The sequence below is a fragment of the uncultured Roseobacter sp. genome (assembly GCF_947501835.1).
Lineage (GTDB): Bacteria > Pseudomonadota > Alphaproteobacteria > Rhodobacterales > Rhodobacteraceae > Roseobacter.
The window spans coordinates 213089-228398 of record NZ_CANMXR010000004.1 but is presented as its reverse complement, the minus strand read 5'-3'; the positions used below and the strand labels follow the sequence as shown (position 1 = coordinate 228398).

Sequence of the window (15310 nt, the reverse complement as noted above, 5' to 3'; positions counted from 1 at the left end):
TGCGATCTGAATTGACTTGAGAACGCCCGGCTCCCGATCCTTGGAGCCGGGCGCTTTTTGCCGGAGAATACCGATGAGCGATGCGCCCCATACTCCCCCGACGATCCGCCGCATGACGGCAACCCTCGATATGCTCGCCCTTATTTGCCGCATTCTGACAGGGATCGCACTGGTTGTTCTGACGGTCATTTTCGGCTGGCTGGTGTTTGGCCGCTACGTCTTGAACGCAACGCCGACGTGGGTTGAACAGGTTGCCCTGCTCCTTGTGATGCTCATCGCCTTTCTCGGTGCGGCGGTTGGCGTGCATGAAAACACGCATCTTTCGGTGTCCGTGCTGCGCAGTGCCGTTGCACCGCGCGTGCGCGCCGTCTTTGTCGTTGTTTCCGATGTCATAATGGCTGTCTTCGGCGGGCTTATGCTGTGGTATGGCGCGCAGCTTACGATTTTCAAATGGGGATCCCTGATCCCTCTGATCCAACTGCCCGAGGGGCTTCGTTCGCTGCCCCTGACGATTGGTGGTGGGCTAATACTCCTTTTTTCCATTGGTCACCTCATCCGTTTGTTTTCGGGTGTCGACGACCGCAGCGACAGTATTGAATAGGGATATACCGTGGGAATTTTGGTTCTTCTGGGGGCATTCGCGCTGTGTGTCGTGATTGGTACGCCTGTTGCTTTCGCCCTTGGCATCTCCGCCATTGCAGCCTTCTGGTACGAAGGCTTGCCGCTGATGATCGGTTTTCAGCGGATTGTGAGCGGCATCAACGTCTTTGCCCTCATGGCCATCCCCTTCTTCATCTTTGCCGGTGAGTTGATGTTTCACGGTGGCATCGCCATGCGGCTGGTCAGGTTCGCATCTGCGGCTGTCGGTGCGGTGCGCGGCGGGCTCGGGATCGTCAATGTCTTCTCGTCCATGCTCTTTGGCGGCATCTCTGGCTCGGCAATCGCAGATATTTCAGCACTCGGCTCGATCCTCGTCCCGGTGATGAAGGAAAAGGGGTATGATGCGGATTACGCTGTTAACGTCACCGTCACGTCCTCCATCGCCGGCATCATCATTCCGCCAAGCCACAATATGATCATTTTCGCCATCGCCGCGGGCGGTGGCATTTCGATCTCCAAGCTGTTTCTGGCGGGCGTGGTCCCGGGCATTCTGATGTGTCTGTGCCTCGCTCTGGCGGCCTATCTCGTCGCCGTGAAACGTGGCTATCAGGCTGAACCATTCCCCGGCTGGACCGCTCTGGCGCTGGCGTTTTTTGGTGCGATCCCCGGCCTCTTGACAGCGGTTATTATCGTGGGCGGCGTGCTGTCGGGTGTATTCACGGTCACTGAATCCGGTGCCTTCGGGGCGATCTATGCCTTTGTTGTTACCCTTCTGGTCTATCGCTCGATCACTTGGGACAAATTCCGCCTGGCGGTCGCCCAGGCCGTGAAGACAACGGCAATGGTGATGATCCTGATCGCCTGTGCGGGGGCCTTTGCCTATATGCTGACCTTCTACCGGGTCCCTAACAAAACGGTCGATCTGCTGACAGGGCTCACCGAAAACCCCATTCTGATCCTGCTGATGATCAACCTCGTGCTGCTGGTGCTGGGGATGATCATGGATATGGCCGCCCTGATCCTGATCTGCACGCCGATCTTCCTGCCTGTCGCCAACAGTCTTGGCATTGATCCGCTGCAATTCGGAATGATCCTATTGGTCAATCTGGGCCTTGGGCTATGCACCCCGCCGGTTGGTTCATGCCTGTTCGTGGGCTGCGCCGTCGGGAAACTACCGATGGAAAAGGCCGTTCGGACGATCTGGCCGTTCTACATCGCAATCTTTATCGCGCTCATGTTGATTACCTTCGTACCGGCCATTTCGCTCACATTGCCCCAGCTGATCGGCGGATGATTGTTCAGACGCCCTATTTTCAACGATGGACCTAGTGGTGCAGGCGGCTCGCAATTTCCTAACATGCGGTGCGGGGTTTCGCGTCACAGCGCTGTTGGGTCTAAGGATTGACTATCCGTAAGCGGAATTGATTAGTGGATCAGCGAGACCGATCGACAGCCGTAAAAGCACCTCGCGCAGAAATGGCTGGAAGATTTTCACGCTTACTCTGCTAGAATCCGCAAAACGCGCCTAAAGCGATAGAATGGAGAGCGATATTCTACCGCTAAACAGGACCTCAGCACCTTCCAGAGTCTTTCTCCAGTATCGGCATTTGTGAGACCTGCGGTGGCGCAATTGTATTAACCAGCCCCCGAAGCTCCACCTGTACAAAGCAGCCGGTCCGTCACCACAGGCCAGAGACTTTCGCTCAAATCGGCGAGAGGTCGTGTTGTTCGTCCAAAGATGAACCACTCAGGGAGAGAGAGATCAGTTCTATTCCGCTGTATATGGAAATTTCACCAGATCTGCTGATTTCGTTGGCTGCAAATCGCACAGACGACGACGCACAGGTCAAGCAGATCAGAAAAACAAAGAAACATGTGTTTCTCGCGACGGAAACCGGGATCAAGCACGTTCTATAGCTGAAGCCATGTGAAAGGGTCACCCAGTGAAAAGCGTCGTCTCCGCACTCATCCTCCTGACCGTATCCGGCACCGCCTTCTCTGCCGAGACCTTTTCGGCTGATGTCTGGGCGGATAACTGGTTCGAGATGCGCATCAATGGCGCGCAGGTCGCCGAAGACAGCGTGCCCATCACCACCGAGCGGTCGTTCAATGCCGAAAGCTTCACGTTTGAGGCTGAACGGCCCTTTGTGATCGGTCTGGTTGCGAAAGATTTCAAGGAAAACGACACCGGCCTCGAATACATCGGTTCGCGGCGTCAGCAAATGGGGGACGGCGGTGTCATTCTCCAAATCACCGATGCCACCGGCCAGACGGTCGCCGTCAGCAACACCGATTGGCAATGCAGGGTCACGCACACGGCACCACTTGATAAATCCTGCGAGCGCGAGGCGGACCCTGTCGCGGGCCAAGGTGTCTGCGCTTTCGAAGCGATGGAGGCGCCGGAGGGGTGGGATCAGCCTGGGTTTGATGCCTCCGACTGGCCGCAGGCCAGCGCCTATTCCGAACATGCGGTTGATCCGAAGGATGGCTATGACCGCATTCGATGGGTGAACGACGCCGAACTCATCTGGGGGCCCGATCTTGAGCAAAGCAATACTGTCCTTTGCCGGCTGACGGTCGAATGACAGCGCAAACGGGAGCTTTTCGCATGACCTCTTCCGCCGTGCTGGCGATCATTTCGCTGCTTGCCATTACCCTGCCCTCTTTTGCGCTCGGTCACGAAGATCACTGCGCCGCCGTGGCTGCCTCCGTTGCCGAGGCGGGTTTCGATGCGGAGGTCACTGTCACCTGCACGGATACCCACGCGATCATTCAGTCCGACACCTACCCCGACCATGATTTGATGACCGGGATTGAAGGCACGAACGAACAGGTGCCCGTTCCCGCGGAATACGCCGCGCCGATCATCCTGTCACCGACCCTCGGGACCACCCCGCTGACCCGTGATGCGGCCCTGGGGGTCGCCGTGAATGGGGTCCCGATCTATGACTATACGGCGGGTGGCGAGATGAGCGCGGCAGATCTTGCGCACCATCAGGCACGGCATGACACGGTTCAGACCGGTCAGTTGGACGTCTGTGGGGGCCACGCCGGTCGCGGCGATGATTACCACTACCATGCGACACCCACCTGCATGATCGCGCAGATGGAGAATGCGGGCGATGCCGCGATCATCGGCTGGGCCTTCGACGGTTTTCCGATCTATGGCGCCGCCAATCCCGATGGCTCCGAGATTGCGGCGGGCGATCTTGACGTCTGCAACGGGCAGCCCGACGCCCTCTTTGGCTACCGCTATCATACCTCAGCTGACGCCCCTTATATCGTGCAGTGCCTGATGGGCGCTGTGCCGCACTTTGATAATCTGCCCCGCGTCCGACCGCTCTCTGCCACCGATGGCGGCGGCGTGGCACCCGGACGACCGCCGCGGGGTGGGGTGGAAGATCTCACCTTCACGCAAGACGCAGATGGCAACCGCAGCATGGACTACCGCTATCAGGGTGCGGCTTACTACATTCGCTATGCGCCCTCGGACCGACCCGGGTGCTATGATTTCGAGACGCGGACCGTGACCAACGGCGGCGAGGAGATGAGCGGCGAATTCTGCCGATAGCTCGACTTTTATCTAGGGGAGAAACGCTTCGCGGCCATCCGCGCTCTGCCTGGCAAAGCTGCCCGTCGCCGCGCCACACCTTATCCGCTGGCCCGTCCAACATATAGATCATAGCAAACGAGCATCGCGCGTGCAGGCATAGATTGCTTGCGCCGCCCCTGCAGGCGCTCCTGATCTTGCTCCAATCTTCCCTGGATTAGATTGCGATGACATGACGTGGCACCGCACCGCGGGTGTCATCGGCAAAAACGCGCCCGCAGCAACGCAGAATCCCCAAGCTGAACGTCGGATGAATGCGGTGTTCAGCGCCGCTTCACGTCGGACCTGTCATAGCCCTCTTGCCCGCATCAGCGTGGCACGATCAACCAACTGACCCCGATCCTTTTAGCGATCAGGGGCGCCGAGGCAGATCGTTTCAAAAATCGGAAAGGACGACGACAATGCAAGCGAACACACAAGGAAACTCCGGTGGGAATGGCGGCGCGGGGCAGGGCAATAACCGCAACAGCGATACGATTGATCTTGAGGATCTCGCCGGGACGAGCGACGTCGATCTGGACCTCAGCGATCCGGATGGCGATGGCCTCGTGACCGCAGACATCGACACGGATGGCGACGGATCTACCGACGAAACCGTCGAGGTCGAGGTGCCAGACGATGATACCATCAAGATCGTAGGGACAGAGGGCGACAATACGCTGGTTGGCAGCGAGGGCGATGACACCTTCATCGGCTCCGCCGGGAACGACGCCTTCGTGGGCGGCGATGGTCTGGATACCGCAGACTATTCCGATCTCGATGCGCCCATCTCAATCGGATCACCGGGCGGGGTGGACAAGGGCGACCTTGGCACGGACTCCGTTGGTATTTTCGACGTTGCGGCGGGCACAATCGAAGTTGTCGAAACCGTGATCGGCGACAAGGGTGAGCGAAATGTGGTGGATTCCACATCTGTCCAGGGGGCAGTCGCCACGGATGTGAACCTTTCCACCGGCGCCTATACCGGAACCATCGTCGTGGAGACAGGCGGCTTTTCGGTGGGCGACTCGTTCTCGCTGACACTGGAGAACTTTGTGGATGTGCTTGGCAGCAACAATGACGATCAGATTGTGGGCAGCCGTCAGGCGAATCTGCTGACCGGGGCTGCGGGCGCAGACACGATTGACGGTGGCGGTGGCGACGACACCATCAACGGTGGGACGGAGGATGATGTGCTGGCGGGTGGCAGAGGCGCGGATGTCTTCGAATTTGTGGAAGGGGACGGCGCCGACATTGTGACCGATTTCGTCGTCGGTGTGGATGCGCTTTCGTTCAGTGGCATTGACGCAAGCGACATTGATGTTGTGACCGACGATACGGACACAACGCTGAGCTATGGCGATAGCGAGGTCCTGCTTGCCGATGTCGTCGAGGAGGACCTGTCCTCCCTGCTGCTCATCGCTTGACACTTCATGGACCAGCGCAGTTGGTCGCTGGTCCGTGCTCTCCGGCGTCGAAAGGCAATCGTAGGATGACGCGCAGACCGCCAAGCCCCGCCGTATCGAGCCGGATTGAGCCGCCGTAAAGATTTGCCACATCGCGCGCGATCGTCATGCCAAGCCCTGACCCGCCCCGGTCTGGATCGAGCCGCACCCCGCGGTCGAAAACCCGCGCACGATCAAGCAAGGGCACGCCGGGGCCATCATCCTCCACGATGAGGATCACAGCCTCCCCCTCGGCTTCGAGTGTCACATGCACGTGACCCTGCGCCCAATACGCGGCGTTTTCGATCAAATTGCCCAGCATCTCCTGAAGATCGGGCAGCGTCACGGCGAGGCCCATCTGGTGCGGGCCCTTAACGTCAAATCTGATGTGGGGATAAAGCCGCCCGACCGCCCTAACCAGATCATCAAGCGTTGCCATCACGTCGACACGCTCTCCGGGCAGCATCGCCTCGGGACCCGTCGCAGCATGGTCAAGATGCAACGCTGTTGCCTCTTTCAGACGCGCCAGAGCATCTTCGGCCGCATTGAGATCCAGCGGACGACCTTGCGCCGCGCGTTGGATTTCGCCCGACAGCACGGTTGTGGGCGTTTTCAGCGCGTGGGCCAGGCCAGCGGCCTGCAACCGGCCCCGATCACGCTGGCGGCGGTTGCGCTCGATGAGCCGGTCGAGGTCGCGCACGAGGGGGGCCACTTCGATTGGGAATACATCGGGCGCGGGACGCGCATCCGTGTGCGACAGCCGGACGACAGCTTCATGCAGTCGCTTGAGCGGACCAAGGGCAGCGTTAAGCATCAAGGCTGCGGCAACGATCAGCGAGACACCAAATGCGCAGAGGCCAAACGAAAGACTGCGCCTGAAAGAGGCCACCAGCGTCTCCATGCTGGCGAGGTCCGCCGCAACTCCTAGCCGCCAACGCGGCCCGTCGTTCACGCGCACGCTTTGGCTCAAAAGCCGCAATTGTTGACCATCGGGGCCGCTGACCAGCTGTTGTTCAGGTATCGCCCCTGGTGCCCCAAGGGGCAGATGCCTGTCCCACAGGGATCGCGAGGCGACGGTAAACCCTTCTGTTTCTGCCTGAAAATAGAGCCCGGAATAGACACGCGAAAACGATGGGGAGGTCATACGAAGGGTCGGATCCTGTGGTTCCGTCGCAACCGCGACCCGAAGCACCGCCAGTTCTTCCTGCAACCGTTGATCAAATTGGCGCAGCGTCGCTTTTTCGAAAACCGTCAGGATCGCGTAGCCGCCGATGCCGAGCGACAGCGCAATCCAAAGCGTGGCGCTGATCAACACACGCAGGCGCAACGAGCGCAGCCTCATGCCGGACCAAGACGATAGCCAAGGCCGCGCACCGTCTCTATTGACGCAGGGCCAAGCTTGCGGCGCAGGCGCGCAACAAAAACCTCAATTGTGTTGCTGTCGCGCTCATCATGCAGGCCATAGACGATTTCGGCCAGATCCGCTTTGGAATGAACCGTGTCGGGCGCCTGGATCAGTGTTGCGAAGACCTTGTATTCATGCGCTGTCAGGGTGACGGCGCGCCCGTCCCGCGTTACGCGCCGTGCTTGTGGGTCCAGCGTGATCGCCCCCACGCTGGCGACCGGCGACGCGGCACCGCCCGCGCGCCGTATCAGAGCGTTTATGCGCGCAATCAGTTCCTCCATGCGAAAGGGCTTGCCAAGATAGTCATCACCGCCCGAGTTCAACCCCTCGACACGATCCTGCCAGCGGTTGCGTGCGGTGAGCAGCAGCACCGGCGTTGCCAGTCCCTCTCTTCTCCAGGCGCGCAGCACTGACACGCCATCGAGGCGCGGTAGCGAAAGATCAAGCACGATGGCGCGGTAAATCTCGGTCGCACCAAGGTGATACCCGTCTTCGCCATCGCTGGCGGTATCGACCGTGAACCGCTCTGCTTCCAGCGCCTCAACGATCTGAACCGCGACGCGGCGCTCATCTTCGATCAGCAGCAGGCGCATGTCAGTTCCCCTTGCCGGGAGGCCCATCGCCGCGCGCCCCGTCGCCCTGCGGCCCGGAAGCGCCGCGCCTCTCCCCTTTGTCAGGACCTGGCCCGTGTGAGGGGCGCGGGTCGTGGCTTTTACCCTCAGACGCAGGTCTCTCTCTCCGACCCTCGTCCCGCTCCAAAGCGCCAGGTTCACCGGAGTCGAAGTGGTTCACAATTTGCGACTGCGCCGCATCGACCTGCACCGTGTGCAAATCACCGTCGGCGCCCATGAACAGAATTTCGTAGATGAGGCTGCCGCCACGTTCGATCAGACGGGCGTCAATCATCAAGCTTTCGGGGACAACTTTCCTCGCGGCGGCAAGGGCGGCTTCGAAATCCCCTTGGGTGGGGAGATCATCAGCGCCACGGATGTCCTGTGGAGTGACGACAGTGCCGGTCACCAAGAGCACGGAAACGATGACCGCCGCGCGATGCATCGGGTGACCTCCTGTGCCGACGCGGGCGAGATGGCGCAAATCTGGGCAGCCGCAACCGCAAGGCGGATCAGCACATGCGACGAAGCAGTCCGCCATGGCGGCCGCCCAAATGCCGCACTGACCCTAGGACAGATAGGTATTGAACCAGCCGACCGTCCGTTCCCAGGCCAGCTCGGCCTTGGCTTCGTCGTAGCGTGGCGTGCTGTCGTTATGGAATCCGTGGTTTGCGCCCTCATAGATGTAGGCCTCATACACCTTGTCGTTCGCTTGCAACGCTGCCTCAAAATCAGGCCAACCCGCGTTGATGCGCTCATCAAGCTCCCCCATCTGGATCAGCAGCGGGGCCTCGATTTTGGGTACGTCTTCTGTTGCGGGCTGCCGCCCATAGAAAGGGACACCTGCCGCCAGTTCCGGGTATGCGACAGCGATGGCGCCGACCACGCCGCCGCCATAGCAAAAGCCAACCGCACCAACGCGACCCGTGCTATCCGCGCGCGTCAGCAGGTGTTCGAACCCCGCGAAGAAGTCGTTCATCAGTGCGACGCCGTCAACCGTCCGCTGCAGCTCGCGACCGTCCGCATCATTGCCTGGATAACCGCCAACGGACGTCAGCCCATCCGGGGCCAGCGCCATGAAACCCGCCTTCGCCAAACGGCGCGCAACATCTTCGATGTAAGGGTTCAGGCCCCGATTTTCGTGAATGACCAGAACCGCCGGCAGGGGCCCCTCGACCTCCGCAGGGCGCACCAGATAGCCACGGACATCCCCCGTGCCATTGGGCGACGGATACATGATGTAGTCGGCGTGAATGTCGGGATCGTTGAACGACACCTGTTCGGCCATCGCATAATTCGGACTGAGCATATTGAGCAAAGCCGCAGCTGTCACACCACCAACGGCAAACTTGCCTGCGCGGTCCAGAAACTCGCGCTTGGTGATTTTTCCATGGGCGTAAAAATCGTAAAGATCCAAGAGTTCTTGGTCGAAATCTTTAGCTGTCATGCGGTTCATCGCAGTTCTCCCTGATATCTGGTTGTCGTTGCTGGATTAATGGTTTGTCTCGTTTTGGTTAAGCTGTGGCGGGATCACTAGCGTTTTTGAGGATACACGCTGGCCCCAGATCGATTATTCACTGTCCGACCGACGCCGCCAAGATGTTCGGCAGTGCCCCGTCTCAAGGCGGTGATCGCCCCGAAATCATGCGCCAAGCGACCCGCCAGGCACCATAGATCAGAACCAGAATGCCGACCGACCGATGGATGCCGATCAGCGGGCCCCACGCCTCACGCTTCAGCCCGCCATATGCGTGGTAGAGACCAAAGAGCAGCGTTCCAATCATGCTGATCGCGATGATCCAGTGGTTCGGGCGGGAGATGAGATCGTATTGCATATGCGCGGGTTGCCTCTGCTAGGGACGCGGGCGGCGCGCGGTGGCGTCGCAGATGGCATCAGGATCGTTCAGAGTGCAGCCCGCTTCCGACCGCAGGCATCCCAGAATGGCATTCGATCCGGCCGCGCCCGCATGGTAGTGATAAGTGCCGTCCTCACCGACATGACCATTGCAGCGGTCCAAGTCAGCTGGCTCCGACCCATCGGCCATCAGATGCGTGAGGATCGGATGGCCATCCATCGCGATCCCGACCTGGGCGCCATGCGCCGGTAGGCTCGCTTCGGGACCATCGTTCAGACAATCGGTGACGGCGTGGTAGTGATACCCAACGTGCAGGTTCACGTGGCCGCCACAATCATCGAATGGGGCGAGCGTGTAGGCACTTAGGATCGCGTCCAAAGGCGCCGGGCCATCCAAGCGCACGCCGTTATAGGCAACGCCCGATCCAGACATCCGCGTCGGAAACGCACCCTCGGGTGCCCCGGGCTCAAGCGGTATGACATAGGTGGTCGTGGCCTCATCTGGCACGTATTCCGGCAGGCATTCGACACAATGGTTCTGATAATCCGGATCGACATCCGGGCGCGCCGCTGCTTCGCAGGCCGCGAGCGTACCGGTGAAACGGACCGCCCCCGTCTCAGGGTCGAAGAGCTGCCACTTGGTATCGCCGTAGAATTCGGCCAGGCCTTCGATGAAGCTGCCATCGACATCGTGAACTTTGCCGTCGTGCAACCAGATACCGCCCGCGTCAGCAGCATCCTCTATGCTGCGGGGGCACCACGGGCCCGGAGTATATGTCTTGGGGTCATCTGAAACGGTAATGGAGAAACAGGTCGTTTCTGTCCCACCACTTAGCGTGCACTCAACACGCGTCGGGCCGGATACGATTGTGGCGTCGGCAAAGACCTGCGCAATTTTTTCCAAACGCGCATCGCTGTCTTCCGGAATGGCGGTCGAAGACAGGCAAACCAACGCGAGAAAGAGACCGTATTTAGCCAGGTTTTGTGTGCCAAACCTCGGGAATACCTCGAATATCATCATGTTTCTGCTTTGTGCTTGCCTGCGATTCTAAGTTAGCTTACTAATATTTCTATGTCCCGCAAAGAAGCCAATCTCCATTTCCTGCTGCATTCCGCCGCTTTGGTCGAAGACACGGTACGCCGCGAACTGCGCCCTCTGGGTCTCGGCCCCGGCCAGGCCCGCGTTCTCGACGCGCTCGACCGCATGGGGCCATCGTCGCAGGTCGAATTGGCGGAAGAGTGCAACATCACAGCCGCCAGCATGAGCACGATGACAATGCGCCTCTTGGCTGCTGGGGTCATCGAGCGGCGCCAGGATCCCAACGAACGACGCAGCAACATCCTGCGACTGTCAGACAGCGGAATCCGGCTTCTCAAGGACGTGCGCGCAGCCTGGCATGCGGTTGACGGTATTGTGCAACAGGCGATTGGGGCCGAGAAAGCCGCAACGCTTGCCGATCTTGCTCATGACCTGCGTGATGCGCTCGGCGGGCGAACCCCGCGGGCACGCCGAGCGAAACGGGAAAAACCCAAGGCGGACGTCAGCTCCGAGAGAACTGATGCTTTAACCTGAGTTGGACTTTCAGTGCCGGATGTTGAAAGAAGAAATTAATCTGGCTTTCCGGCATTTCGCAGGTCTTGCGCGCGACTTTTTGGTTTATAGCAGCGCAGTTCACAGTTGGTAGGTTCACGATAAGAGGTTGGACGTCGCGTCGCATATCAGCCGTGGTGTTTTCTTGTCAGGCAACCCTGCCGAAACGCTGTTTGCCCCTGCTCAAGATCAGTTGCATAAGGACGCATGGACCAGCTCTACGAAAATCGTGCGCTTGTAGAAGTCTACGATGCATTGAATGCTTCACGCGATGACTTTGATTTCTATCTCAGCCAATTTCCAAGTCAGCCTTGCACTGTTCTCGACATTGGATGTGGCACTGGAACATTTGCTCTTGAGCTGTCGAAACGTGGGTATTCCGTGACGGCCGTTGATCCAGCGCCACAAATGATTGCCGCAGCGCGCGCGAAAGATGCGGCGCAGCACGTGAGATGGGTCACGGGATATGTTTCGGATTTAGCGCCCGAACCGCGCTTCGATGTTAGCATCATGACAGGGCATGCATTTCAATGCCTCTTGGAAGATGATGATATCATTGCGCTCTTCCAGGCGGTGGCCGCGCGCATCAACGCCGGAGCATCGTTTTGGTTTGAAACACGCAATCCCGCCGCCAAGGCCTGGACCCGCTGGACACCTAAGAAAGCAAGACCTCCGATGGCGCTCGGCGAGGGTCGATCTTTAAAGGTCGTACAGGAAGTCTTGAACGTCGATGGCGAATACGTCTCGTTCAAAGAGACATATGAGTTCAGCGACAAAGATCATCCTCTGTCGTCGTTGAGCACCCTTCGCTTTCTGACGCTGGATCGCATTGAAGACCTCGGACGCGCAGGCGGACTTTGCATTGGTTCGGTTTGCGGAGACTGGACGGGTGCTGCCTTTCAGGCAAACAGCCCGGAGATTATCTTTAGAATGGACAAAGACGAATAGCTAACATGGTTTGTTCTAAGGGTTCGGCAGGCCATACAGATTGCGAACATGATCCGAGGCCTATTGAATGAAGCCTGTTCTATGCTGCCAAAGGATTTCACCAGGGCGACTGAGATTTGATTGGGGCGTCCATCAAAGCCAGATGCAATTTGCGACGGCGCAAACAGGCCGGACACACAACCATACTGACGGCCCCCTGATACACAAAAGTGGTTGCGACACAGCCGCAATCTACACCCAAATGTTGATGGCAGCTCCGGCATCGTTAGTTCCGAAGCTTCAGCCAGTGGACAGGTTGTTTCGCCAAATCGATCCTAGACGGCGGCATGCCCACGCAGGCGGATCACCAAAGGGATCATCGCGAAAACAAGAAAGGCCGCAAAAAGAAAAGGCGCGCCCGGTAAATAGATACCCTCCACATCGACGGATTTCTGAAACAGCCAGGTCATTACCAGAGGCGACAAGATTGCGGCAACGGATGACAGCGACGCAATGACGCCCTGTACAACGCCTTGCCGGTCTTCATCCGCCTGGTTTGACGCCATAGCTGTAATCAGCGCAGGCACAAGATCAGAGAGCGCCGCAAGCATCAGGAAGACAACCAGAGCCGCAATCGACCCCGTAAAGCCGAACCCGATCATACCAATCAGCGCCGATATCATCCCCAGCATGAGCGTACGATAATCTCCGATCCACGTGATAAGGATCGGCATCAGCCCTCCTTGCACCAATGCCAACAACACACCGTAAGCTGCCAGCGACAGCCCGATGTAAAGGGTCGGCCAATCGAACACTTCACGGGTCCAGAAAGCCCAGAGCGTTGGGTAAACCATATTGGCAAATTCGAAGATGAAAATGCACAGCAGTGGCACGGCAAGACCCGGCAATCGGAAAGCATCCAAGATCGATTTGAACGGGTTGAGGTCACGCTTGCCAAACGGGCGACGTTTGTCCGGAGGCAGGCTCTCGGGCAGCACGAAATATCCAAACAGAGCGTTGCCCGCCGACAAGATCGCGGCAATCCAGAAGGGCGCCGCAATGCTTATTTCAGCCGCGATGCCGCCCACGGCGGGGCCCAGGACAAAGCCAATCCCGAATGCTGCCCCTATGAGACCAAAATTCGCGGCTTTTTCTTGCGGGGAGGATATGTCAGCAATATAGGCCGTCGCGGTAATGTAGGTCGCTCCTGCAAGACCGGCGAGTGTCCTTCCGAGCAGGAGCAGCCAGAAACTGTCCGCCAAAGCCATGACCACATAATCCAATGCCAGCATGACGAGCGCCGCAATCAGTATTGGCCTGCGTCCAACCGCATCCGAAATGCTTCCGACAATAGGGCCGCACAAAAACAGGGCTCCTGCGTAGGCTGCCATGAGCAGCCCACCCCAGAATGCGCCCTGCCCGGTGTCACCCGCGCCCACGCGGTCCATCAAATCCGGCATGATGGGGAACACGATGCCGATTCCGATGGCATCGATCATCAGCGTTATGAGAATGAAAACAATGGCCCGGTTCTTGAACATATCACCCTATCGACCGGGCCCGCAGGCAAAGCAAGTCAAAAGAGTTGGCGTGTAGGACACGGCGCCAATGACCCAAACTACCGGGGTGTGGCCCGCTCACCGAACCCAAGATGCGCTCAGAGGCTTACCGCAGTATCCTTCCGGAAAAGTCGGTGAATTTGGGTCTGTACCGACACTTTGAATTGTCTCTTTGCCAGAAAGACCAATCATATCGCCTTCGGATTGCATTTTTTGCAGTCGTAGTCTTCTTTGGAGTAAGCATCACGAAATGTTCTCAGCCGCGCATGCCGCGCTATGTTGTATGAGGTTTTCGGGTCTGGTATTGCCCTCCGCAAATGCTGTGATGTGGCAAAACACCAGCGACAGGATGACTTTGGAGCGTTCATGATCAACCCGATCCATTTCAATCGACGCAGGGTGCGGTGCGGCGGCGCAGGATCACCGCAAAAGCTCCGATCGAAAACCATCGGATGATCGACCTGACCGAACGCACAGAGATCTGGCCGCAAGTCGCGACCGGGAAAGCCCTCGCAAATGTCGAATTCGTTTCAGCCGATCCCAATCGGGATTTGGATTTTCAGGATATCGTCGCGGCGATCACGGGTGATGCGCTGTCCAACATTCTTGCGCGCTGCGGCTGGTCGGTAACCCGGGAATTCTACGTCAACGATTCAGGGCTACAGGCAGACGCCTTCGCCCGTTCTGTCTATGCGCTTCTGTGTGCTCAAAAGGCAGGCGGCGAGGACCTTTCCCATGTCGAGGTTTCCAGGTTCACATCCGAATTGATCCGGCACATTCAGGACCAGCACAGCGGAGATTTTGACCAGCTGCCCGAAGCTGTCTGGCTGCCCAAACTCCGCGCGATCACCGTTGATTTTTCTCTGGCCAGCATCCGCAAACAATTTCACGACTTCGGCATCACAATCGACGTGTTCACCCACGAAAGCCAGGTGATGGTCCCACCGCGCCCCGCCGACATGCTGCGTCAGCTTCTGGACCGCGGCCTCGCCTACACCGTCGAGAACGCCCCGGGGGCCGAACCGACACAGCCACCGCGGACGCTTTTTGCCACGCGCCGTTTTGGCGACACGGAGGACCGTCCGCTCACGACGGCCATGGGGACATGGACGTATTTCATGAGCGACGTGCTTTATCATAAGAACAAAGTGGACCGCGGCTTCAACGGGCTGGTAACCATTTTCCGGGCGGACTACGCTGCATATGTCGACCGCATTCTCGCCTGTATCCGGGCATTCGGTCAGGAGAAGATTGATCTGGCAAAGATCCATGTGATGGATCCGGTATCGGAACACCTGACACCGGAAAAAGCAGACCGCATAAGGTCACGCTTCACGTCACGGCAGTTGCGATGGCTGCTGCTGTCCCGGCCTCCAGGCCAGCCTATCGACCTTGACGCCTCGCCCGAGACCGTGGCGGCGGCGGATGCGTTTTTGGCCCGTCTCGATCACCTGTGCGGCCGAGCGCCTGATGACATAGCCGACGCTGTTGAGGTAGGTCACGGTAGAGATCTGGAAAGGCTGTCAGCGCTATTGGCTGCATGGGATGGCGTCGTAAGGCAATGTCTGGAAGATATGGAACTTCATGCGCTATGCGAATACCTGCGCGCGCTTTCGCTTTGCCTACACGAACTGCGGTCTTATCAGGATGAAGCGCGTGACAGGGAGATCGCCGCGGGCCGAAAAATCCTGTCGGAAGTGAGCCAGGCGCTGGGGATTGCATAGCACG

Annotated in this window: 15 protein-coding genes; 8 read left to right on the top strand and 7 right to left on the bottom strand. The window is 58.7% G+C overall.

What is annotated here, in order from left to right:
* Window positions 1-73 precede the first annotated feature (73 nt).
* The 5 genes from Q1A20_RS10175 (at window position 74) to Q1A20_RS10155 (ending at window position 5616) form a co-directional block, all read left to right on the top strand.
* Window positions 74-601 (top strand): TRAP transporter small permease, encoded by a 528-nt coding sequence (locus Q1A20_RS10175; RefSeq protein WP_299916882.1) that lies wholly within the window; start codon window positions 74-76, stop codon window positions 599-601.
* A 9-nt stretch (window positions 602-610) separates the two neighbouring features.
* Window positions 611-1894 (top strand): TRAP transporter large permease, encoded by a 1284-nt coding sequence (locus Q1A20_RS10170; protein WP_298973026.1) that lies wholly within the window; start codon window positions 611-613, stop codon window positions 1892-1894.
* A 649-nt stretch (window positions 1895-2543) separates the two neighbouring features.
* The gene (locus Q1A20_RS10165; protein ID WP_299407177.1) at window positions 2544-3185 is read left to right on the top strand and encodes a PEBP family protein; all 642 of its coding nucleotides are present in this window, start codon (window positions 2544-2546) and stop codon (window positions 3183-3185) included.
* A 23-nt stretch (window positions 3186-3208) separates the two neighbouring features.
* Window positions 3209-4171, top strand: a complete 963-nt coding sequence (locus Q1A20_RS10160) for a YHYH protein (protein ID WP_299407174.1) — start codon at window positions 3209-3211, stop codon at window positions 4169-4171.
* A gap of 440 nt (window positions 4172-4611) precedes the next feature.
* Window positions 4612-5616: a hypothetical protein gene (locus tag Q1A20_RS10155; RefSeq protein WP_299407171.1), complete on the top strand. Its 1005-nt coding sequence runs from the start codon at window positions 4612-4614 to the stop codon at window positions 5614-5616.
* Window positions 5617-5620: 4 nt separating this feature from the next.
* Here Q1A20_RS10155 and Q1A20_RS10150 read toward each other — a convergent pair whose 3' ends face one another.
* From Q1A20_RS10150 to Q1A20_RS10125, 6 genes are all read right to left on the bottom strand, one after another.
* Complete coding sequence (locus Q1A20_RS10150) at window positions 5621-6976, bottom strand: HAMP domain-containing sensor histidine kinase (RefSeq protein WP_299916881.1); 1356 nt, start codon at window positions 6974-6976, stop codon at window positions 5621-5623.
* Window positions 6973-7632 carry a response regulator transcription factor gene (locus tag Q1A20_RS10145; RefSeq protein ID WP_299407165.1) on the bottom strand — a complete coding sequence of 220 codons (660 nt, stop codon included), beginning with the start codon at window positions 7630-7632 and terminating at the stop codon, window positions 6973-6975. The genes Q1A20_RS10150 and Q1A20_RS10145 overlap by 4 nt, the downstream gene beginning before the upstream one ends.
* 1 nt (window position 7633) lies before the next feature.
* Window positions 7634-8095, bottom strand: a complete 462-nt coding sequence (locus Q1A20_RS10140) for a hypothetical protein (protein ID WP_299916880.1) — start codon at window positions 8093-8095, stop codon at window positions 7634-7636.
* 123 nt (window positions 8096-8218) lie between these two features.
* Window positions 8219-9106, bottom strand: a complete 888-nt coding sequence (gene yghX, locus Q1A20_RS10135) for a YghX family hydrolase (protein WP_299739995.1) — start codon at window positions 9104-9106, stop codon at window positions 8219-8221.
* 163 nt (window positions 9107-9269) lie between these two features.
* Window positions 9270-9485, bottom strand: a complete 216-nt coding sequence (locus Q1A20_RS10130; protein ID WP_299916879.1) for a cytochrome b/b6 domain-containing protein — start codon at window positions 9483-9485, stop codon at window positions 9270-9272.
* An 18-nt stretch (window positions 9486-9503) separates the two neighbouring features.
* Window positions 9504-10526: a YHYH protein gene (locus tag Q1A20_RS10125; protein ID WP_299916878.1), complete on the bottom strand. Its 1023-nt coding sequence runs from the start codon at window positions 10524-10526 to the stop codon at window positions 9504-9506.
* A 51-nt stretch (window positions 10527-10577) separates the two neighbouring features.
* Here Q1A20_RS10125 and Q1A20_RS10120 point away from each other — a divergent pair, with 51 nt between their 5' ends.
* Together Q1A20_RS10120 and Q1A20_RS10115 are read left to right on the top strand one after the other, a co-directional pair.
* Window positions 10578-11078: a MarR family transcriptional regulator gene (locus tag Q1A20_RS10120; protein ID WP_299916877.1), complete on the top strand. Its 501-nt coding sequence runs from the start codon at window positions 10578-10580 to the stop codon at window positions 11076-11078.
* 225 nt (window positions 11079-11303) lie between these two features.
* A complete protein-coding gene (locus Q1A20_RS10115) occupies window positions 11304-12044 on the top strand; it encodes a bifunctional 2-polyprenyl-6-hydroxyphenol methylase/3-demethylubiquinol 3-O-methyltransferase UbiG (RefSeq protein WP_299916876.1) in 741 nt (246 codons plus the stop codon).
* A gap of 314 nt (window positions 12045-12358) precedes the next feature.
* On the opposite strand, the gene Q1A20_RS10110 is transcribed toward Q1A20_RS10115, so the two are convergent.
* Window positions 12359-13564: an MFS transporter gene (locus Q1A20_RS10110; protein ID WP_299916875.1), complete on the bottom strand. Its 1206-nt coding sequence runs from the start codon at window positions 13562-13564 to the stop codon at window positions 12359-12361.
* Window positions 13565-14034: 470 nt separating this feature from the next.
* Between Q1A20_RS10110 and Q1A20_RS10105 the strand changes: the two genes are divergently transcribed.
* The gene (locus Q1A20_RS10105) at window positions 14035-15306 is read left to right on the top strand and encodes a hypothetical protein (protein WP_299916874.1); all 1272 of its coding nucleotides are present in this window, start codon (window positions 14035-14037) and stop codon (window positions 15304-15306) included.
* Window positions 15307-15310 lie beyond the last annotated feature (4 nt).